Origin of the sequence: Paenibacillus sp. J45TS6 (assembly GCF_018403285.1) — a bacterium.
GTDB lineage: Bacteria > Bacillota > Bacilli > Paenibacillales > Paenibacillaceae > Paenibacillus.
In genome coordinates this window covers 314815-335953 of sequence record NZ_BOSJ01000004.1, presented here as the reverse complement: position 1 = coordinate 335953, position 21139 = coordinate 314815, and the positions used below count along the sequence as shown (strand labels likewise).

Below are 21139 nucleotides of genomic sequence, written 5' to 3'. Positions count from 1 at the left end.
ACATGCTTAATCGATGAGCCGTTCACCGGTATCCTTATGAAAATAAAGCGCCTTGCTCATATCTACCGTGACATGAAGCTGTTCATCCCTCGCATACTGATTTCGTGGATTCACTCTAGCAATGAGCCATGACTTAAAACCGATATCAAGGTATATATATCGATCTGCCCCCATAAGTTCAGTCAGTTGAATGGAACCTGGAATCTGACTACTCGGAGAAGTGTCATCCATCAATGGCCCTATACCCACATTTTCCGGGCGAATCCCGAGTGTCACCGTCTTATTCAGCATTCCGCGCTCCCTAAGTGCCTTCGCCTGGTCCCCCGGAATATCCAGATCAAACCGCCGAGTACGAAAAAAAAGATTACCGTCTTCCGCTTCCTGCAGCTTTCCCTCAATAAAATTAATAGGAGGCGAACCCACAAAACTGGCAACAAAGGTATTAACCGGTTTGTTATAAATTTCTTCCGGTGTATCCACCTGCTGAATGATCCCATCTTTCATAACTACAATCCGGTCTCCCATTGTCATCGCTTCTGTCTGGTCATGAGTTACGTAAATTGTCGTGACTTCCAGTTTTTTTACAAGTCGAATAATCTCTGATCGCATCTGGACCCGAAGCTTTGCGTCCAGATTGGAAAGCGGCTCATCCATAAGAAAAACTTTAGGATTACGAACTATGGCTCTTCCAAGTGCAACCCGCTGTCGCTGTCCGCCGGAAAGCTCTTTGGGCTTGCGTTCAAGGAAAGGTTCGATTTCAAGAACTCTTGCCGCTCTTTTTACCGCTTGATCAATTTCATGTTTAGGCAGCTTTCGCAGCCGGAGTCCAAATGCAATATTTTCATAAACAGACATGTTCGGATACAAGGCATAATTCTGAAATACCATTGCGATATCCCGATCCTTTGGAGGCAGGTCATTGACTAGTACATCATCAATGTAAACCTCACCATCTGAAATATCCTCAAGCCCTGCAATCATCCGCAGCGTCGTTGATTTACCGCAGCCGGAAGGGCCGACGAATACGATGAATTCCTTATCACAGATTTCCAAATTGAATTGGTCAACAACCGCCTCTTTATCTTTTCCGTACCTTTTGCTTACCTGTTGAAAATGAATTTGAGCCATCTTTCCTTCCTCCTCTCTTAAGGTGCGGCTATCCGCTCGTAAATAAAGGAACCGCCGATCCCTTTACTGTAAGCCAGGAATCGACGGCATCTACTTTACTTAGCCTTTTTCTCAGCCAGCAGTGCATTCACTTTTTCATTTGCTTCACGCAGTGTCGTGTTGATGTCTTTTCCTGCGTAATATTCTTTAAATGCATCCCATACAATGCCGCGGGCATCATTCTCATAGCTGGAGAAATAAGGAGCTTGAAGCGGCTCATAGATCATCTCACCGATATTTTTATCTTTTAGATGCTCAAGATCAGCTCCGAACTGTTTATTTAGTTCCGGGTCGTTAAGTGGGCTAAGCCGCGCCTGGTTACGCACCATTTCCTGCTGATTTTCTTTGGATGTAATAACAGAAAGTGCCTGAACAACTTGCTCCTTATGCTTGCTTGTTTTTGTCAATCCAAGAATACCGGCTTCTGTATATCCATGATTATCAGGAAGATCCGTATACACCGGGTAAGAGACAACACCCCAGTTAAAATCTACATCAGCTAATCTTCCTAGTACGTAAGAAGCGGAAGGAAGGATAGCTATATTTTTCTCAGTCGCGAAGTTATTAGGAGCGTCAAATGTCATCATTTTAGGAGGTTCATTACCCGGAATAGACCAAACTTTTTTAGCTGTCTCATAAATACGCTTCCATTTTTCATTATCAACGGATGCCTCTTCTGTTTTTCCATCGATATGCGAAGCTGCCAGCTGACTGGTCATTCGGCCCAAGTTATCAGAGTCAAGCCCACGATACTGGATACCATTCTCGTTTCGGGTCAAGCTTTTAGATAGTTCAATCATTTGATCCCATGTCATGTCATTCGTCGGATAATCCACGCCAAACTTATCAAAAATATCTTTATTATAAAATGTAATATTGAAACTCATGTTAAATGGTAGCGCATACAATTCGTTGTTAGATGAAAATTGACGAATGGTATCTAAAGTAGATGGCTGAAAAGCATTCAGATCAATTCCATGTTTCTCTGCTAATGGAGTAATATCTTCAAACAAGTCCAGGTTCGAATACTTTCCAAGATCTCCATTCCAGGTGAAAATGATATCCGGTACATCATTTGCTGCAATTAGTTCTTCGATCTTTTTACCTTCATCAGGTCTAACGGGTTCGATTGTAATATTGGGATATTTCGCCTTGACCGGATCTACAATGATCGAGCTAAGTTCCTCATCGCTGATTCCTGTACCAATGTAGAGCTTCAGCGTAACAGGATCATTATTCTCCTCAGATTTCGGTTCGACCGTCTCACTGCCGGGTTTTTGTTCCTCTGTTCCCTTCGCAGAATCTCCCCCGGAACTCGTACCTCCCCCAGAGCATGCGGACACAACAAGCATGAATACCAGAATCATAGCCGTAAGGAACGGCTTCATTTTTATACTCATTACATAGACCTCCATCCATTAATTAAGCTGTCTTTCTTAACGCTCTTCTGTAAACCCGCTTACACAGATAACAAAAAAAGAAAACTTATGAATTTACAGCCCCCTCTACAACCTCCTTGCCAATTTGATAACGCTTTAATTCTATCGCAGATAAAAACCAAACTCTCCCCCTTTTCATGCTCTATTTCGCGAAAACTAATTATTATTTGCTGTCTAGGCAATTAAATGTGATTCATTAATGAGGTGAAATAAATATACTTCTTGTGCTTCTGCAGAGAGAACTGGTACTATTTTGTTCGCTATATAAAAAATCTATCTTCCTGCTGACTGATACTTTTCTGATGAGTAAAAACGCAAAAAACCAGTGAAATCTGCAAGATTCCACCGGTGAATAGCAATCATTTTATACATTCATTGCCTGTGGTAATAATGTTCTGTACATCAAACTCTGTGTTCGTTCCCCATCCCAAACTGTTCTGCCATCCAGTCGTAGGCAATGTGTCCGCTGATTTCATGACCGCCAGTAAAAAAGTCGGCTGCGAGCTTCTCCTTTACCCCGGCTGCTTCATAAATTTGTTCGAGAATGGTGTATGCCTGTTTAGCCCCTGTTATAGGAAATACCTGATCCTCGCTCCCAGCTTCGATCAGCAATGGTCTAGGAGCAATTAAACCAATCAGATCCGCCATCCTTGCCTCTCGTAAGACACCAGGAATGTAATTATCGAGACAATGACTTCTTGATAGAATGCTGTCTTCAAATGTATTGGCATATCCGCTGATGACAGCTGCGCCAATACGTTCATCGAGCGCGGATACCAAAGAAGCAATCATGCCACCCCCGGAAATTCCCATACATCCTATACGCTTCACATCTGCCTCTTCTCTGAGCTCTATATAATCGAGCGCACGTATCGTTTCATAGACGCGGTAACCAGCTAGTGTCTCTCCTGCCATCAGCAGAGCCAAGGCAAGACGCTGACAGGAACTTTTTTTCGGATCATCTATAAGGTCTTCCGTGAGCCTGCGGTCTCCAAAGCCAAGCAGCTCAAGGGCAATAACAATAAATCCACGTCTAACCCATTCAAGCGCAAAGTCTTTGTGTAACCCGGGGGATTCGGTTCGTTCCGCACCATCCGCCTCCAGACCAACAATCTCACGACTTCCATATCCATGTCCATGTAAAGCGAGCACTACAGGCCGAGGTTCGTGCCTAGGCTCAAGTGGGGACAAAATATACATTGGCATGCGGAGCCCTTCATAGGTAGTGATCTCCACCCGTTCGCGGATATGGTCAGGACGTTCTGTTCGTTCCAACAACACGGGAGCAAGTGCTGCGGGAGATTCGGGGAACTTACCCAAAAGCGGTATTAATCGCCCTGTAAGTTCTTTTCTCCATTGTCCCCACTCTTTTTCTGATGTAAAAGCGCTCTTCGGCTGTATATTCTGACTATGCTGTGCAAAATAAAGATCGGGATTCCACCTTTCTGTTTCCATGACTTTCCTCCTATTTAATCATTTTTTATAATATACTTAATTTCTCAATCGCTTGTTGTTCCGTTGGCAAGAAAAAGATATCTTTTCCACTATTACATTCATGGATAAAATCCTTAAGGTTCTGGCTTGGATACATCGAAAAATCCCCGATAATAGCAACCTTCACCCGGTAATTAGTAAACTTTTGAAGAATTTCACCTGCAAGACGGGTTTTCAAATCAAAAAATTGTTCGCTCAGTAACGATTTATGTATTCCGATCCGGTCGCATCCTGCTTCATACTGTACAGTTGCCATCAAATCAAGTGCTGTCTGGACATCCTTGATTACCACCTCATCACTATTTAAGATCGCTATATTTATCCCATTCACTTCCGTCTTCATTATATCCATCAATTTACCTCCCATTATTAACTGCAAGTCCGAGCTCAACTATTACACCCTACCCATTTTATCCCTCTGATTTCAGCTCATATCCCTTTGTTTATAAAGCAATTAACTCTACTATAAATAATCACCATCTCTGCACGAGTAATAGCTGAATTAGTTAGAACATTCCCTCTTATTTATACCTAAGTGTATCTATTGAAAATGTGTACTATTACATCTTATATTCCCTGCTTATTCGTATAACACCTCCTATACACATCTCCAATTTCTACACATTCAACTAATCTTCAACTTTGTAATATACAATTGGCCACTAATAAAAATCGTGACTTCACTTTGAAATATGACTGTTAATCAAGTGTGTTTAAATCACACAATGTAACTAACACTCACTTTAGACCCTTTATTTATATGTGGAATATATGCATCCACAAAATATGAATGTACAAGGAGGCAGATATGATCGAAGAAGTTATGCTTAACCGACTGCGGCAAATTTCAGTTTAAGATCGGGTATTTGTAGAGAAATCAGAAGACCAGAAATTGTTGCAACAATGGAACGTGTCAGGTGTGAAATTTGCGGCTTCTGCCGAAAATCTGGAAGATACCTATTATTCAGCACTGCAGAAACTACTCGCTTGTATCAAATCTATGGGAGAAGACAAGCTTATTTTACTCGAAGGAGGTAGCTATCTGGGATGCTGGCTGGAGAGCACCGGTACGATCAACGATGAGCTGTTATCGCGTCTTAATCCATCTGTATCGGAAACGACCTTTCTTATTCGTTGTCATTATTGCAAGCCATCCTATGTCAAGCTTGTCCTTCATATAAAAAAAGCTGACGCAGTTTGAATACTGACGTCAGCTTGCAAGATTGGGCTTATTTGTTTATGTCTTTTCAGATAGTAGCGGCTCTAAGGAATCCACTCCATTGTTAAATAAAGAGGGGTATCACCCTTTAATACAAAACCTAATCTTTCATACAACTTGTACGCAGGGTTAACACTCAGTACATGAAGCTCGATCGAAATCCCCTTGTCCATTGCATATTTCTGATAACGAGAAATCAGTTCTGTCCCGAATCCCCTGTTGCGAAAGTCGCTAAGAAGGGCAATATCAACAATCATTAGCATCTCGTCCATTTCTCGGGTTAACATCCGGCCGATCCGTTCGCCCTTGTAGAAAATGATTTCTTCTTTCAGCGAGCCGGGATGCGAGGAATAAGAACGTGTCTGAGCATCGAACTGCATTCGCATAAACATTTCAACTTGATCCTCATTCCATCCCCACGAAGCTACCTCTGACTTTCGAGTATCGATATACAATTGAAAGAGAAACGGCCTATCCTCTAGGTTTGCCAAGCAGGTATTCAGTTGCATGCTTAGATCAACCCAGATTTTTGCAAAAGTCTTTGCATGATAACAGCTATTTCAGATCGGGTTAAGTCATCCTTTGGAGCAAGCATTTTCATATATTTACCGTTTATAATCCCCGCTTGCAAGGCCGCTGCCGTATGTTCTTTTGCCCAGATAGAAACCTTAGAAGCATCGGCAAACGAAGTTAGAATCTCATTGGTATTTTGCTGAGGTGAATTCTCCTTTAGGCCCGTAAGGGTCATAGCTTTGGACAGAATGACCATCGCTTGTTCACGAGTAATCTTATCTTCTGGACGGAATGTACCATCCTTAAAGCCGTTGATCAACTTATAATCGTAAGCGGTTTGAATAGAACCTGCATACCAAGATGATGCACTAACATCAGCGAATGGTGAAGAACCGTTTTCCAATTTTAGCCCCAAAGCTCGGACAATAATCGAGGCGAATTCTGCTCGAGTAATTTCCTGATTAGGACTGTATAAACCATTCCCCGTGCCCTCAACAATCATTCTGGACCCCATATCGTTAACTGCAGCTTTGGCCCAGTGATTAGCAACATCCTTGAACTCAAGTGGATGCCAGACTATCGAATATGTACTATTCGTCAAGCTGTTAATGACTGCAGAATAGACTCCATTCATTTCTACCACTTTAGTGGGTACATGCCGAACACTACCGTCTGGTTCAACGACAATACCCGTTGTGATCTTGTTAGGGTCAATCCCTTCAGGCAAAGTTACGGTTCGTTCTACATAAGCATTAAACTGGGTAATATCGACTTTCGTGTTCCCGTAAGAACCTTGAATGGAAAAATCAAGCGGCGGAATGACGATGCTAAAGCCTCCATCGTCCGCTGCATTTTGAGCTACCTGCTCCATTCCCGATTCAGGTACCGAGATCTGAATTTGAATCTTGATATCTGCGAGGGCAATCGATTGTCCCATTTGATTAGAAAGGGCATCAATATTTATTTGCTGTGCAGGTAAAGTATAAGTAGCGTTATTCGTTTGAATTTTCACTACTGCTTGCTTCTGCTCCATATTTTTGACCATTTGACCATTCAATTCCCCAATTATGATGTCAGCACCGCTAGTGACAGGAATGGTTACGATGGCATGATCGCCTTCAGCAGCCAGCTTTTCATTAAGCTTAACCGGATCAACAACAATGGTCGAGACCTTGTGATTATTCAAAGTCGAATTTACCAATGTTCCCGCCTTTTCAACCTTCCCATTCACCAGGACTTCCACTGCATTATCCTCAGATTGCGCTGGAGTCGCAGGTATTGATGGCACTGGATTTATTGGCGCCGGTATTGCTGGTTCCGGCGTTGTTGACTCCGGTATTGTCGGCTTCGGCGTTGTTGGTTCCGGTGTCGTTGGCTCCGGCGTTGTCGGCTCCGGTGTCGTTGGTTCCGGTGTCGTTGGCTCCGGTATCGTTGGCTCCGGTGTCGTTGGCTCCGGTATCGTTGGCTCCGGTGTCGTTGGTTCCGGTGTTGTTGGTTCCGGCGCTACTGGTGGTAAAGGATTGGTAGTAACACTTTGGGGTTCTACGACTTGGATAACCTGAAATGAAACGGCAGACAGGTGATCTGCCGTTAAGCTAACAGTTGCCCTATAGGTTCCAGTTGCTAAACCATCTTTCGCTCTTACAGTAAAAGTGTCCTCTTCTCCACTATCTATTTCCCCAGCGACTGGAGTCACCTCAAATGCGTCAACATCCCCTGCGGTCAATTCAGCTCGCAAGTTAGTTAAATTTCCCGTTCCTGTATTTGATACGGTAATGGACTTTGTTTCCTGTGTCCCTGATTCGTATGCTTCGGTCAGTGGAGTCATTGTTTGATCGGAAATTGTCCCTATGATGTATGTCGGTTCTATCGGTGCTGATGTAACTGTTATAACCGACAATGCGAACTTGCTAGTATCCTCGGTTGAGGTTGCTTTTATTTTATATTCGCCTAGCATAGCGTCTGAAGCCACTGTCACTTTGCCGGTTTCGTCAACGGCAACCTTTGAAGCATCACTACTTGTCCAGGTCACCGTCTGTTCTGCTCCGCCTACCACTTCGATGTTAGCCGTCAGCTGCTTACTTTCTCCCTGCATTACATTCGCACTGCTTGGAGTTACGGTTACACTTTTAACAGCAGGTGCTGGAATAACTGTAATCGTTGATGTACTCAATTTGCTGGGATCTACAGTTGAAGTCGCCGTTATTGTGTATTTCTCCGGTTTAGCGTCTGAAGCTACCGTTACTTTTCCGGTTTTGCCTACTGAAACCTTTTCAGAAGCATCGCTGCTGCTCCAGGTCACCGTTTGTTCTGCCCCGCCTACCACTTCTACATTAACCGTCAGTTGCTTACTTTCTCCCTGCATTACTTCTGCACTGCTTGGAGTTACGTTTACACTCTTAACCGCTGGTGTTGGAGTGACTGTAATCGTTGATGTACTCAATTTGCTGGGATCTACCGTTGAAGTCGCCTTTATCGTGTATCTCCCCGGTTTAGCGTCTGATGCTACCGTTACATTTCCGTTATCGTTTACTGCAACCTTCAAGGCATCGTTGCTGCTCCAGTTCACTGTTTTGGCTGCTCCTCCTACCACTTCTACAGCAGCAGTTAGCTGCTTACTTTCTCCCTGCATTACATTCGCACTGCTTGGAGTTACGGTCACACTCTTAACTGCCGGTGCTGGAGTGACTGTTATCTTAGATGTACTTGTTTTGTTGGGATCTACAGTTGAGGTGGCCGTTATGATATATTCGTCCGGATCAACATCCGAAGCTACCGTTACGTTCCCGTTCTCATTTACTATGACTTTTCCAGTATCATCGCTGCTACTCCAGATCACCGTCTGGTCTGCTCCGCCTACCACATCGACGTTAGCAATCAGCTGCTTACTTTCTCCCTGCATTACATTCGCACTACTTGGAGTTACGGTTACACTTTTAACCGCTGGTTCAACAGGTGCTTGCGTTACCTTAATCGTGGACGTGCTCGATTTGCTGGAATCTTCGGTTGAAGTTGCCGTTATCGTGTATTCCCTCGGCTCCGCGTCCGAAGCTACCTCCACGTTTCCGTTCTCATCTACCGTCACTTTTCCTTTATCATCGCTGCTACTCCAGGTCACCGTCCGGGCTGCTCCGCCTGACACATCGACGTTAGCAGTCAGCTGCTTACTTTCTCCCTGCATTACATTCGCACTGCTAGGAGTTACGGTCACAATCTTAACTGCCGGTGCTGGAGTGACTGTTATCTTAGATGTATTCATTTTGCTAGGATCTACAGTTGAAGTCGCCGTAATGGTATATTCCCTCGGATCAGCACCCGAAGCTACCGTCACGAATCCGTTCTCATTAACTATGACTTTTCCAGTAGCATCGCTGCTTGTCCAGGTCACCGTCTGCTCTGCTCCGCCTACCACTTCTACAGCAGCCGATAGCTGTTGAGTTCCTCCCTGCACTACATTCGCACTGCTCGGGCTTAATTCAACGCTAGTAACTGCTGGTTCAACAGGTTTTTTTGTTACCTTAATCGTAGACGTACTCGATTTGCTGGAATCTTCGGTTGAAGTTGCCGTTACTGTGTAATCCCCTAGCTTAGCGTCCTTGGCTACCGTCACTTTTCCAGTTTCGTCTACTGCAAGTGTTGTAGCATCACTACTACCCCAAGTCACCGTCTGTGCTGCTCCACCCACAACTTTTACTTCGGCTGTCAACTGTTGACTTCCACCCTGCTCTACATTCACACTGTCAGGGGTTACGGTCACACTCGTGACTGCAGGAACAACCGGGGCATCAGTATCATCGGGATCATTAATACTTCCAGGACCAGTTACTTCAAAAGAAACGTTGCCTTCAGCTCCGTTCCAAAATCCGGTCATAACCATATAATAGGTTACACCGGCCTTTAGATGAATATTGCTGATTCGAGACAAATTATTATCAACGTGTGAAATATCATCATTACCCGCTATTAAATTATGCAGTGGATGATCGGGATAAAATCTATCTTTATACACATATAGAACCGTATCCTTTAAAGCATTTTGATCTTCTTTATCTGGGGGAGTTACCAAAAAGTTATAATCACCGTCAATAGATGGAGTAATGGTTCTATAAAAATAATTTCGAAGGTAGGATTCTCCCTCGGGTTCATCATCTCTTACCGTCACTTGAAACGGATATCCTTTACCTGTGAAGTCCTGACTAACAAACCATGTTCCACAATAATTATCTTTTCCAGCTCCGCATTCTAAGCTATTACTTCCTTCTTGAAAATACCATGTCGGCTCCAGCAAATAAGGATCGTATATATCTTCATCATTCTTCTCATTAGAAACATCTAACGAAACATCACCCGGCATCTGCAGTCTTACAAAAGTAGAGTTCGTATCCAAGCTACCACTAAACTGGGTAGTTATCATATCAGCATTTCTAGTATCAGCATTAGCTGTAAGAGGTCCAGAGAACAATGACCCACTAATTAAAACAAAGGAAAGAAAAATATGCCCGAGGACCTTACTTTTAGAAGAGATTTTGTACATAAATCTGTCCTTTCATATAAATTTCTCAAAGAGAATTGAAGATATAACGTTCAAAATTCGTAATCCTTAGGATGTTTTTTCAGGAAAAACACCTTGCAAGGCTATAATAAAATTAAGCTCTGTATAAGGCTGCATATTATTGTGCGGCTGCGATTCACCCGTCGTACCAATCGCGAGCGGATTCATGGATACGGACGGCGTATTGGAATAATACTTTGGTGCTGCATTCTTCCCGATTTTCGAAGTTGGAGTCCATACCGCTCCTTCAGGACTCAATTCACTGCCCTTGAGCTGAGTTTGCGGAGTATGGCTGTGACTCGGTATTTCCGCTTCAAGAAGTGTAACCTGAGCTTCTCCATCCGGTTTTCCAAATGCTCGAGGGGTTAAACCGATGCCTTGACCCGAATGCATGGGTGCTCTTCCGCGAAGATCGGGAAGTTGAAAGGTTGTCTCTCCGTCTCCTCCAAACTGGTTTCCTATCACACTAAACAATACTGAATTTTCTTGAATTTGCAGGGTCTGTCCATTACAAAACTCCCAGTCCCTCGGTGCATAAGTGCCTGCAAATAATCGAATTTCTCCTACATACGGATCCATTTAATTCCCTCCTAATTAACTTCTCGGCGGAAAGATACCTATGGTAGCAATACAATAGTTCACTACAAGGTAGGGCTGCATATTCGAGTGAGCCTCACTATTTCCTGCTGTTGTTAAAGCTTCACTGGACATTGTTTTATCAGTCTGATCTGCATAAGGGGTTATACCCGAGGTTGTCCCCCAAGTAGCATTGTTCGAATTAGCAGTTACGCCGTCAGAACCGGCGGAAGCATCGTGTGTATGCTGCGGCATTTCATTTGTCGTTAAGGTATGCGTTTCTTCTCCGCCATAAGGGTTTGGAGTATATGGATTAATCGCCCCAAGAGGAACGCGGCCCTGAAGATCGGGAAGTGCAAACGTCTTAGGGGCTTCCCCACCGAAACGATCACCTAATAAAGCAGACAAAGCTTGATTTTGTGAAGTTTGAAGTATTTGTCCGTTACATTCCGCCCAGCCTTGTGGAGGGTTTCCATACGCAAAAGCGAATAGGCGAATTTCACCTATAAAGGGTTCTGCCATCTTTTTAATCTCCTACTCTTTATTAATTATCATTGTGACGGATATAGGCCTTGAAGCGCAATAATAAAGGAAACGGGTAAATAAGGCATCAAATTGTTATGCGGGCTGCTTCCACCGGTTGATGAAACGGATGCTGTATTCATAAGTCCAGTAGGATTCTTATCTGCCGAATACTGTTTTGACGCGCTAGCTGCCCAAAATGCATTTTTCGGATCGCCTATAATTCCTGCAGTAGATTCAGCATTAACAATGTGGGTATGCGCTGGTAACTGCGCTAAAGTTAAAGCGACCGTCTCCGTCCCTCCTGTTTGACCCATTGCATATTCGGTACCACTTTTACTATTTGTTCCTTTATGAAGCGGCAATCTCCCTCTCAAATCAGGCAATTTAAAGTTAGTTCTTCCATCCCCGCCATACGTTACTCCAATGATTGAGTAAAGACTCTCATTATCTGTAATCGGGAGAATCGCACCATCGCAAAACGCCCATCCTTTAGGAGGATAATTGCCTGCAAACATACGAATTTCGCCTACATATTGATCACTCATCCGAAATCTCCTTTTTCTATTCTGAGGCTTATAGTTCTATAACAATCGAATCAGATAATTTCTCCTGAACAGTGACAGCATCTGGTTCTTTTCCTGGCAGGCTAAACATTTCATTATCAGCAAAAATATCATTACTATTCATAGGCTTCGGCACAGCAAAAGCACTCATTTTGCCGGATGGAGTCTTAGGCGCATAAGCTTCCGCTTTTCCAGCCAAGGTCATTACGATTTTCTTAACATCACTTAGATTAACGCCTTCGTTCAGCTTGCAGCCACTTCGATCCTCAAGCGGTACCTCAATAGACCAGAGGGATAATAAACCTGGCATGATCCGGGTAGTCCCATCTCCTACTGCTCCGCCGGATTGATTGATTATTTTTTCAGCAGATTCGCCTGTAATTCCCTTTCCTTCTTCGGGTGTTACTTCATATTCATAGAAACCATGGCTTTTATTATGAACAAAATCAAACCGCTCACCATATAAATTCAGGAACGTTGAATGACCATAGTGGGTATATTCCGTATGAATACTCCCCGCCGTATGCCGGGCTCCGGGCAATTGAACATGACAATCACTAACCATCATGTGCGCTTTACCTGCAATTTTCTCCCGTATGAGTTGATTATCTATAGACAAAGGGAAAAAGGCCGGCTTGTGTTCACGTAACGCTACGAATTGTTCTGGGAAAGATTCTTCAGTGAAAATAATAGTTACATTTTTGAATGGCTGTACTGGATTTTCTGAAGCATTCAACGCATCTTTTAATTTCACTGTGATTTCAGCATGGATGCGACTGAGCTCAGCTACATGACTATCCCGAATCAATGGGAAAAGGTCCTTGCTAAGAACCAAATATCGATAAGCCTGATATTCTTGATATAGGAAATCAGTTAAAGCTAGCTTCAATCCGTTATAAAGATCTAGTATATATGTATGAAATAACGGCAGACTGGCATCCAGGTCATCACCAATCGCCTGTTTAATATGATCCTCGTCTGCTCGCCGTTGCTCCATTTCGGCAAACAGTCTTGCTTCCTCTAAATGTTTTGCTTTAATGGATTGGGTTTTACTTTGATAGTCTTCGACAACATTAAGATACTGATTAAAAGCTTTGCGGTATCCATCGACTTTATCCCCAGGCATCTTCCCATAGACCGGCTTTAGCATATCGTCAAACTGTTCACGCGACATTGCAAGCATCGATGAATTATAGCCAAATGAATCACGCGCCTCTTCGATCTGCCCTAGCAGATCAACCAGTTCGGCACCACTCTTTAATACACCGAGGCCGGAAGAGAAAACAGTGCTTACATTCTTCAGTGATTTAGAAAGTTCCTCTTCTTTTTCTTTTTTCTCTTTTGCTACGGTCTTGTCGCTTTTGAAAGTATCATCAATCACAATTGTTTTTCCGGTGTTCCAATAGTTGCTCACAGCGGAAGCGATGGCCCCGCCTGTTTTAAGTGCGGTTAGAGCAGGTGTAACGTTGGTTACCAGCGCAACTCCGTTAACGACCAGATCAAAGGTAGCCTTAAGGGAATCCATCGCAAGCTTTGATCTTAACTCTTCTACAAATTCTTCTGCTACGTTCTGTAGATTCTTTTCATTGGATAATATGCTTTCATATAGCTCGCTCGCTTCAGATACCAATCGTTCTCCATCAACAATCGATTTTTGCCTTTGATCTTCCAAGTCATTAATCCGTTTCTCTGCAACGCTCATAGCATCCCTTAGTATCTTCACTCGGCCTCTTTGATCATTGTCAGCCTTTAGATAATCAAGATATAGAGTTTCAGCTTGCTGAGCAGCATTAATGAGGTTGCTGCCTAGATCCTGATATTTGTCCAGCGGCATTAGTGGTACCCAGTTCCAAGGATGTCCAAAGTAGTCTAGCCCTTGTCCCAACTGTGATAGCAAGATGATCGCCTTATTACGCAAAGAGAGCCACTGAATGGAAGTATCCAGCATACTCTTTTGAAAAGAGGAATAGGAGTCCAAAGCTCGAACTGCATCAAACCAAGAATCATTAGGTGTTGTTTCATGCAACCAATTTAGAAGAATAGCTGACTCTTCGAGTTTTTCCTCACTGCCTGTAAGATAAGCGAGCCCTGCTTTATTGAGGGTTAACATCTGGCGTTCGAGAGAAGCACTTAAAGCTGACTCTAGATCGAGCGTCGAAAAATCCGTGTAAATCTCTGTTCTGTCTACTTTTATTCCATAAAATTGCCCATACTGTATTTGGAAAACTCCAGTGTTAGCGGGCTGACCGTCAACAGGATTAGCGGCGTAAATCCCCGGATCCCCATCTCTGCCATTTGAACCGCTTGGCTCCCTCTCTTGGCTTACTATTTTGACCGCTGTTGTTCTTCCAGTGACAACTTTAAATTTACGGCCACCTATTCCGCCCTTAGCTCCGGCACCAAATTTTCCTGGACGGGTAGGAGCTCCGGCAACTCCGGGTTGACTTTCCATTGTGATCTTTTGTTCTGCACAATCAATCACATACCCGACAAAAATATGCCCAGCGTCTCCTCCATTTCCTGAGTGCCCAGCATTACCGGCTTTGCCTCCATTACCTCCATCTTTACCGGGTTCTGAGGAATCATCCGATGAAAACCAATGGGTTTCCGCGTCTCTTCCATTCTCTCCATCACGGCCGTTCATGCCGTCTCCTCCGTCTTGTCCACGTCCCCCATTGCTGCCATTTGCCGAAAGCTTTAATTGACCTTGCAAGTCGAAATGCTCTGCTACAAGTACAATATGGCCGCCGGACATCCCGTCTCCCCCGTCAAAACCATTATCGCCATCGCCACCATTGTCTCCGTTTCTGACAGGCATATCTCCTGGATTAGCCTTAGGCTGGCTAACAAAGTTCTTTTCTTTAGGGACAGGGGTTCCTGATGTACTGATCGAAACGTCTCCATCCGAAGAGATCACTCTAGCATTCAGGGTCAGATTACGCCCTGGTAAATTCAATGATCCGGCAAAATGAATCGTATCCGCCTGAATCAAGTAGTGAGCTGTTACATCGGAAAAATAATCTTGATTTAAAGTTAAATCTGCAGCCGTTAAATAAATCCATTCTTCTTTTTTGCCTCGCTGCACACCGGAATACAAAGACTGTCCGGTAATTTCCATAACACCCATCTGCGGCTCTTCCTCCATATTATAAAATTGTGACATGGCCGCTCTTATGTAATCCAAAATTGCTGTCCTACTAAATTATGATCATTGTCACATTGCCATCTTATTGTAATGGTATTTTCTTCATAAAAAAAGACATTTTTTTCTCTTTTTCGACATTTTTTTATTTACTGTTTTATTTCTTATTTTTATACAATTTGTAATAGAGTTTTGGGAGAATAAAATCGAAATTTTATTATTGCAGAATGAAAAAATTAAAAATCCTAGAGAGAGAAAGGTGTTAAGTTAATGGGGAGTTTTACATGGAGGAAAACTAACTAAAATACAATGATAAAAAAGAAAAAACCCGCTAAAATAGCGAGTTTTTTACCTGAAATGGAGCCTAGGGGGATCGAACCCCTGACCTCATCGCTGCCAGCGATGCGCTCTCCCAGCTGAGCTAAGGCCCCTTAATTATGTAGTTGGCTATTAATCAACATTTGTGTCTGCAGTAACTTTCCGACTTAGTTATTATACACTCAGAAACGTATCGTTGCAAGTATTTTTCATTGAAATTTAGACTCACAAATAGAATAGATTGGAACTTGATTTCATGCCATAGCGTATTTACTTAAAAGGGGCTGATCTGATGTTCATTTTTTATTTTCTAATGGGTGTTTGTGTAATAGCACTTGGGATCCTCGCTATTAAGCGTCCTGATTCTTGGTTATTCAAAAGAATAGGTGATGATAGAGAGCCCATTGATACTTGGCTTTCCTATGTTAAGTTCGCTGGGGTAATCAGCATAATCATGGGGGTGATAATCATTATATTAGGCATGCAACATCTTTTCTAATGACATTCAACTTACCGCTCGATGGTGACTAGGATTCATTCGCTCAAATGATAATGCAGTCACAGACAACAATCGAGATAACACTACTCACCTCTCCTCCAATGATTAGTTAGAATACTGAATGATCCAACGAAAAGGATTGCCCGCTCCATGCTCTTTTCTGTGTCCAGGGTTCATCCGGCATTGCCCAAAATGGTTGATCACTTGATAGTCCTAGCGGCAGAAAAAAGGTACTGCACAGATATAAACTTCCTGTAGAAATATAACCTTCCGCTATATCGGGTTGATTGCCGTAAAATCCAATCTGAAGCCATCCATTCTCATCAAATGTACCTTCGCCAGCAATGGCTCTCTGCAATACTGCGGTAAGCGCACAGCGTACACTTGCACAATTCAACTTCTCAGGAAGCGTTTCCATCAGTGCAAGCTGAGATAACAGCTGAAAAGCACCAAAACGGTATGCAAGCGAACGACCTACTGGAGGGAATGTTCCTTCTGGTGAAATCATACGTTCAAGCAGTGCGCCATATCTTTGTGCTCGGGGCAGTACGAACTCGTAAGCCGAGTCCCAATCAGGGTACATCCCTTTAAATGTACGATGGATATCAATAAGCATAGGCTGAATGACAAAGCTATTATAGTAGTCCCAGTGAAAATTAGGACCATCTCCGTAGGTTCCATCCCCTAGATACCAATGCTCATGCTGTTTGAGAGCGTAATCGACTCTCATCACATCAAAGTCCTCTTCTCCCATCATATACAAGGCTGCCTCAACCATAGCAGAGAATAACAGCCAGTTCGAGGGGACGGCTTTTATACGACGAGTCTTCTTTAAGCACTCAATAAGCTGCTGCTTCACTCTCGGTTCCAGCTGTCCGTAAAGTTCCTGAGGAGCTCTCACAATCGCGTGGGATAAAAAAGCTGCATCTACCAGCGGCTGACCGCCTTCTGTAAAATTCATAAAATCTGGTGAATTCCGATCCGTTCCAGCATCAATCGCTTGTCTAGCCATTGCTGCATACTTATTTCTTAGAACTTCTTCTTCTCCATCCTGCTTACGTTCTAGCCATGGAGCTATTCCAGCAAGTAATCTGCCAAGTGCTTCGAGATGAGCATAGGTTTCCCTACCCACTAAGGGAGAATCCACAGGCATGAGTTCCTTTAACTTCCGGTTCGATAAAGCTTCCAATACAGGATCTGCTATTCGAAGCATCGATTCAAGCCATAATTTACGACTATGTATCATGAAAGTGAATTCTCCTTTATGATAAAGGTATGTTTACTCTTCGTAGGGTTCCTTGGATAATAACGTTTTTAGTTCTTTCATAAACATATTAATATCTTTGAACTGCCTATATACTGAAGCGAAACGTACATAAGCAACTTCATCAACGGGATACAGCTGTTCCATAACAAGCTCTCCGATGTCTCTGCTCTCTACTTCAGCAACAGCAGTATTTCGTAAAGAAGACTCTACGGCAGAAGCAATATGATCAAGCTGTTCAACAGATACAGGACGTTTCTCACAGGCCCTTATCAATCCTCTCAGCAGCTTTTCTCTGCTAAACTCTTCTCTGCTTCCATCTTTTTTAATGACGATCAGCGGTGTCTCCTCAATCGTCTCAAAGGTGGTAAACCTGCGGTTACATTGTTCACATTCGCGGCGTCTGCGAATGGACTTGTTCTCATTAGCGGGCCGAGAATCCAGTACTTTCGTACCTTCGTACGCGCAATACGGACACTTCACGGACATCACTCCTCTTATTGTATATACTTTCCAACTATTTTTCTTTTCAAAAGTGTAATGAAAATCACATATCCGAGACATAATACTTTTACCAACTCGCAAGGAGGTGAAAGGCAATGGCACAAGGTAACAACGGAAATTCAAACCAACTAGTTGTAGCAAACGCATCTGGTGCTCTTGAGCAAATGAAGTATGAGATCGCTCAAGAACTAGGTATCAGCATCCCACAAGATGGATACCAAGGTAACATGACTTCCTACGAGAACGGTTCTATCGGGGGTTACATTACAAAACGTCTTGTAACGATCGGTGAACAACAACTCGCTGGTCAATTTCAATAATAAGTAATTATAAAGTGCTGGACAGGTTAGCCATCAGGCTGGCCTGTCCAGCACTTATTCGTATTTTAATCTAAAAGATAATAAGAATCAAAACTCCTTATAGATATCTTTATACTGATTATAATAATAAATAACCCGCTGTACATAATGCCGGGTCTCTCCTACCGGAATTTCATTAATGGTATCGAGTTTCCCATCCCATAAGCCCTTCTTAATCCAACTGCCTACATTCCCTTGTCCTGCGTTATAAGCGGCGATCGCTGCTATTGGATTGCCATCAAAATGATCGGATAAGTAATCAAGATACCATGTACCAATTTCTATATTCGCCTCAGGTTCATGTTTCAGTTCATCCATCGTTACGTTCTTTTTCTGTTTTTTCTCCAACACCCAGTTCGCTGTGTCAGGCATCAGTTGCATTAAACCGATAGCGCCTTTTTTCGATTCGCGGCTCAGTTTATAATTGGACTCCACTCGAATAATAGAGGCTACGAGGAATGGGTCCACATCATAAGCTTCTGCTTGGGTACGAATCTCATCTTTATAATGAATCGGATAAAACCAAGACATCCAATTGGTATTAAAAAATAGAAGAAATAAAAAGGAAACAAGTATAACAAGCAGTACTCTTTTTTTACGAAGCCATCTCATGATAGACCCGTGTCACGCCAAAAGGCCAAAATTTGCTTCTTCGTTTCTTCAAAATCCCCGCTGTTATCTATAATAATATCTGCTTTTTGTTTCTTCTCTTCTATATCCATCTGTGCTTTCAGGCGAAGGATCGCCTGATCCTTGTCCAATCCATCTCTCTTCATTAACCGCTCTAATTGAACTTCCCTCGGTACATATACCAACATGATCTGTTCATACCCATCTTCAAGTCCTGACTCATAGAGAAGAGGGATATCAGCAACAACAAGACGGTCTGGGAACTGTTCTTCGAATTTATGCTTACGGTCTCTCATCTCCTGACGAATGGCAGGATGGGTAATTTGATTTAATGCTTGAAGCTGATCTGGATGATTAAAAACAAGCTCACCGAGCTTCTTACGGTTCAGTGATCCATCTTCTAGCAGAACAACTTGTCCGAAATGTTTTGCGACAGCAGCAAGCACAGGGTGCCCGGGAAGCATGACTTCCCGAGCGATCTGATCTGCATCAATTAAAATCGCTCCAAGGCTTACAAGAAGCTTGGAAACACTGCTTTTACCTGACGCAATTCCGCCTGTTAATCCAATATTCATGTATTCACCTCAAATTAAATCAGCTTCAATATTCCCATAATAATTAACATAATGGCAGGTAGGGCTGTCAGAGACTGTACAAAACTTGAGTTTGCAAAACGAAAACCTGCCTTTAAACCAAAGACGAGAAACATACCGCTGAAAAAAGCGATCATTACTGAGGTTAATAAAGGTGGTAAACCAAGCAGTGCAGCACCCAGCCCAGCGCCAAAGGCATCTAAAGATAATGCAATCCCAAGCCACATCGCTTCATATCCCGAAATACTTCCTGAATCGTCCATATCTGCAGCAGACGGTTTCTTTAATATTTGGATCACAAGACCAAACTTTTGAATCTCCAATAAAAAAACGGTTGTTTTTGATTCCGATTCGGACGATTCTCCCTCAGCAGTACTATGCTTTCCCGTTTCCCGAGATAAAAGCGTAGTATCTGAAGATAAGTTCGCTTTTTCCTTCCAAGGATCCGTCTCTGAATCCGCAGATTTAGACCTGAATGACTGAATGAGTGACCAGGTTCCCATAGCAATGAGAATCCCTGCTCCGATCCACGATGCTACATCGGGAGATACGAAAGCAGATAATAAAACTCCAAGCTGCATCGAAACTCCAATCACAAGACCAGAGCAGATAGAGATAATTACGATCGACAGCCAAGGAATTTTCATTTTGCGAAGGCCGTATGTAATGCCTATACCAAAGCCATCCAGACTAAGCGCAAAAGCAAGCAAAAATAACGTCAATGAATGAGGCACCCTTCATTCCTCCCAAAACTAGGCCACAAAGCTGCTTCATTAGCAGAAAGCAGGCTAATGCCTAAGACTGCGTTGCCCTAGCAGTATATGGGAACCGGGTTAAAAGGGTGCCTATTCATAAAGGCTCGCTTACCTAAAGGTTGTTTATTTAAATTCGTTACACCAACACCTGACATCTTGGGCAGGTATGGGTACCGCGTCCACCTACCACGGTCTTGACAATCATTGTTCCACAATGTTCACAAGGCTGATTTTGACGGCCATATATTTTGAACTGATGCTGAAACATGCCCACTTCACCTTGGCCATTGACATAAGATTTAATGGTAGATCCGCCGGCTTGTACCGCTTCAAGGAGTGTATCAATGATAGACTGATGAAGCAGTTCAAACTGCTCGTCAGTGAGCGTATTCGCGGGTTGTTCTGGATGAATCCCTGCCTTAAAAAGCGACTCATCAACATAAATATTCCCGATCCCTACGACATATTCCTGATTAAGAAGCGCAACCTTGATTTTGGTTGATCGTTTCCCAATTGCTTTACGAAAAGCTTCCAGTGTAAAAGATTCGTCTAGCGGCTCAAGCCCAAGCTTCATCAGCGGTTTGTTCGTAAGGTCTTCCCCCGTGCGGAACAAATGCATGGTTCCAAACTGTCTTACGTCCTTGTAACGAAGCTCTGTTCCATCAGAGAAATGAAATACAACATGAGTGTGTTTCTCCAAAGGCTCATCTTCAGGATATAAACCATAACGTCCTTCCATCCGGAGATGGGAGACAAGTACAAGTCCATCCAGTATAATTCTCAAAAATTTACCTCTTCGCTCCACACCTTGAATGGTATGTCCGACAAGTTCCATAGCAAATGCATCAATATCATCTGGCCGCTGAATGATTCGCGGTAAATGAACGGTAACACGATCTATATATTTTCCTACGATTAACGAATTTAATGTTCTTTTGACTGTTTCTACTTCCGGAAGTTCCGGCATGATGTCTTCACCTCATCCTCCATTATAGCGGATTTTGAGGCAATCTTATACCCTTTGACT

19 protein-coding genes and 1 tRNA gene are annotated in these 21139 nt (G+C 43.1%); 3 read left to right on the top strand and 17 right to left on the bottom strand.

All coding sequences use genetic code 11. The features are described 5' to 3' along the window. Window positions 1-6: 6 nt before the first annotated feature. The 4 genes from KJS58_RS08730 to KJS58_RS08715 form a co-directional block, all read right to left on the bottom strand. Window positions 7-1128, bottom strand: coding sequence for an ABC transporter ATP-binding protein (locus KJS58_RS08730; RefSeq protein ID WP_213532141.1), 1122 nt, complete (start codon window positions 1126-1128; stop codon window positions 7-9). A 95-nt stretch (window positions 1129-1223) separates the two neighbouring features. After that, on the bottom strand, window positions 1224-2567 hold the full coding sequence (locus tag KJS58_RS08725; protein ID WP_213532140.1) for an ABC transporter substrate-binding protein: 1344 nt from the start codon (window positions 2565-2567) through the stop codon (window positions 1224-1226). A 441-nt stretch (window positions 2568-3008) separates the two neighbouring features. Next, window positions 3009-4061 carry an alpha/beta hydrolase family protein gene (locus KJS58_RS08720; protein ID WP_213532139.1) on the bottom strand — a complete coding sequence of 351 codons (1053 nt, stop codon included), beginning with the start codon at window positions 4059-4061 and terminating at the stop codon, window positions 3009-3011. Between the two features lie 25 nt (window positions 4062-4086). Beyond that, window positions 4087-4452, bottom strand: coding sequence for a DUF4180 domain-containing protein (locus tag KJS58_RS08715; RefSeq protein ID WP_213532138.1), 366 nt, complete (start codon window positions 4450-4452; stop codon window positions 4087-4089). A 540-nt stretch (window positions 4453-4992) separates the two neighbouring features. Here KJS58_RS08715 and KJS58_RS08710 point away from each other — a divergent pair. Beyond that, complete coding sequence (locus KJS58_RS08710; protein ID WP_213532137.1) at window positions 4993-5301, top strand: hypothetical protein; 309 nt, start codon at window positions 4993-4995, stop codon at window positions 5299-5301. 62 nt (window positions 5302-5363) lie between these two features. Here KJS58_RS08710 and KJS58_RS08705 read toward each other — a convergent pair whose 3' ends face one another. The 7 genes from KJS58_RS08705 to KJS58_RS08675 form a co-directional block, all read right to left on the bottom strand. Further along, window positions 5364-5828 (bottom strand): GNAT family N-acetyltransferase, encoded by a 465-nt coding sequence (locus KJS58_RS08705; RefSeq protein WP_213532136.1) that lies wholly within the window; start codon window positions 5826-5828, stop codon window positions 5364-5366. A gap of 2 nt (window positions 5829-5830) precedes the next feature. After that, complete coding sequence (locus KJS58_RS08700) at window positions 5831-10219, bottom strand: Ig-like domain-containing protein (RefSeq protein WP_213532135.1); 4389 nt, start codon at window positions 10217-10219, stop codon at window positions 5831-5833. 213 nt (window positions 10220-10432) lie between these two features. After that, complete coding sequence (locus KJS58_RS08695) at window positions 10433-10963, bottom strand: phage tail protein (protein ID WP_213532134.1); 531 nt, start codon at window positions 10961-10963, stop codon at window positions 10433-10435. Between the two features lie 15 nt (window positions 10964-10978). Beyond that, a complete protein-coding gene (locus tag KJS58_RS08690; protein WP_213532133.1) occupies window positions 10979-11482 on the bottom strand; it encodes a phage tail protein in 504 nt (167 codons plus the stop codon). Window positions 11483-11511: 29 nt separating this feature from the next. Then, window positions 11512-12030 (bottom strand): phage tail protein, encoded by a 519-nt coding sequence (locus KJS58_RS08685; protein ID WP_213532132.1) that lies wholly within the window; start codon window positions 12028-12030, stop codon window positions 11512-11514. Between the two features lie 28 nt (window positions 12031-12058). After that, entirely contained in the window at window positions 12059-15232 is a 3174-nt protein-coding gene (locus KJS58_RS08680) for a coiled-coil domain-containing protein (protein ID WP_213532131.1), read from the bottom strand. A gap of 316 nt (window positions 15233-15548) precedes the next feature. Next, window positions 15549-15621 (bottom strand) — tRNA-Ala (locus KJS58_RS08675). A gap of 179 nt (window positions 15622-15800) precedes the next feature. On the opposite strand from KJS58_RS08675, the gene KJS58_RS25845 reads away from it, so the two are divergent. Next, the gene (locus tag KJS58_RS25845) at window positions 15801-16007 is read left to right on the top strand and encodes a DUF6199 family natural product biosynthesis protein (protein WP_483874588.1); all 207 of its coding nucleotides are present in this window, start codon (window positions 15801-15803) and stop codon (window positions 16005-16007) included. Window positions 16008-16116: 109 nt separating this feature from the next. Here KJS58_RS25845 and KJS58_RS08670 read toward each other — a convergent pair whose 3' ends face one another. Next, a complete protein-coding gene (locus KJS58_RS08670) occupies window positions 16117-17253 on the bottom strand; it encodes a DUF2264 domain-containing protein (RefSeq protein WP_213532130.1) in 1137 nt (378 codons plus the stop codon). A gap of 33 nt (window positions 17254-17286) precedes the next feature. Further along, entirely contained in the window at window positions 17287-17754 is a 468-nt protein-coding gene (gene nrdR, locus KJS58_RS08665) for a transcriptional regulator NrdR (RefSeq protein WP_213532129.1), read from the bottom strand. Between the two features lie 116 nt (window positions 17755-17870). On the opposite strand from nrdR, the gene KJS58_RS08660 reads away from it, so the two are divergent. After that, complete coding sequence (locus tag KJS58_RS08660) at window positions 17871-18095, top strand: alpha/beta-type small acid-soluble spore protein (RefSeq protein WP_191797975.1); 225 nt, start codon at window positions 17871-17873, stop codon at window positions 18093-18095. A gap of 87 nt (window positions 18096-18182) precedes the next feature. Here the strand turns inward: KJS58_RS08660 and KJS58_RS08655 are convergent, their stop codons facing one another. The 4 genes from KJS58_RS08655 to mutM form a co-directional block, all read right to left on the bottom strand. Next, a complete protein-coding gene (locus KJS58_RS08655; protein ID WP_191797974.1) occupies window positions 18183-18746 on the bottom strand; it encodes a lytic transglycosylase domain-containing protein in 564 nt (187 codons plus the stop codon). Then, a complete protein-coding gene (gene coaE, locus KJS58_RS08650) occupies window positions 18743-19339 on the bottom strand; it encodes a dephospho-CoA kinase (RefSeq protein WP_213532128.1) in 597 nt (198 codons plus the stop codon). Before coaE ends, KJS58_RS08655 begins: the two co-directional genes overlap by 4 nt. Before the next feature lie 14 nt (window positions 19340-19353). Beyond that, the gene (locus KJS58_RS08645) at window positions 19354-20091 is read right to left on the bottom strand and encodes a manganese efflux pump (protein ID WP_249717036.1); all 738 of its coding nucleotides are present in this window, start codon (window positions 20089-20091) and stop codon (window positions 19354-19356) included. Window positions 20092-20248: 157 nt separating this feature from the next. Next, a complete protein-coding gene (gene mutM, locus KJS58_RS08640; RefSeq protein ID WP_213532127.1) occupies window positions 20249-21079 on the bottom strand; it encodes a DNA-formamidopyrimidine glycosylase in 831 nt (276 codons plus the stop codon). Window positions 21080-21139: the final 60 nt, after the last annotated feature.

Coding starts and splice junctions, on each gene's coding strand:
- KJS58_RS08720 (WP_213532139.1), bottom strand. CDS start 4,061: ATGGAAACAGAAAGGTGGAATCCCGATCTTTATTTTGCACAGCATAGT.
- KJS58_RS08715 (WP_213532138.1), bottom strand. CDS start 4,452: ATGGATATAATGAAGACGGAAGTGAATGGGATAAATATAGCGATCTTA.
- KJS58_RS25845 (WP_483874588.1), top strand. CDS start 15,801: ATGTTCATTTTTTATTTTCTAATGGGTGTTTGTGTAATAGCACTTGGG.
- KJS58_RS08670 (WP_213532130.1), bottom strand. CDS start 17,253: ATGATACATAGTCGTAAATTATGGCTTGAATCGATGCTTCGAATAGCA.
- mutM (WP_213532127.1), bottom strand. CDS start 21,079: ATGCCGGAACTTCCGGAAGTAGAAACAGTCAAAAGAACATTAAATTCG.
- coaE (WP_213532128.1), bottom strand. CDS start 19,339: ATGAATATTGGATTAACAGGCGGAATTGCGTCAGGTAAAAGCAGTGTT.
- KJS58_RS08655 (WP_191797974.1), bottom strand. CDS start 18,746: ATGAGATGGCTTCGTAAAAAAAGAGTACTGCTTGTTATACTTGTTTCC.
- KJS58_RS08730 (WP_213532141.1), bottom strand. CDS start 1,128: ATGGCTCAAATTCATTTTCAACAGGTAAGCAAAAGGTACGGAAAAGAT.
- KJS58_RS08705 (WP_213532136.1), bottom strand. CDS start 5,828: ATGCAACTGAATACCTGCTTGGCAAACCTAGAGGATAGGCCGTTTCTC.
- KJS58_RS08690 (WP_213532133.1), bottom strand. CDS start 11,482: ATGGCAGAACCCTTTATAGGTGAAATTCGCCTATTCGCTTTTGCGTAT.
- KJS58_RS08660 (WP_191797975.1), top strand. CDS start 17,871: ATGGCACAAGGTAACAACGGAAATTCAAACCAACTAGTTGTAGCAAAC.
- KJS58_RS08695 (WP_213532134.1), bottom strand. CDS start 10,963: ATGGATCCGTATGTAGGAGAAATTCGATTATTTGCAGGCACTTATGCA.
- KJS58_RS08725 (WP_213532140.1), bottom strand. CDS start 2,567: ATGAGTATAAAAATGAAGCCGTTCCTTACGGCTATGATTCTGGTATTC.
- KJS58_RS08685 (WP_213532132.1), bottom strand. CDS start 12,030: ATGAGTGATCAATATGTAGGCGAAATTCGTATGTTTGCAGGCAATTAT.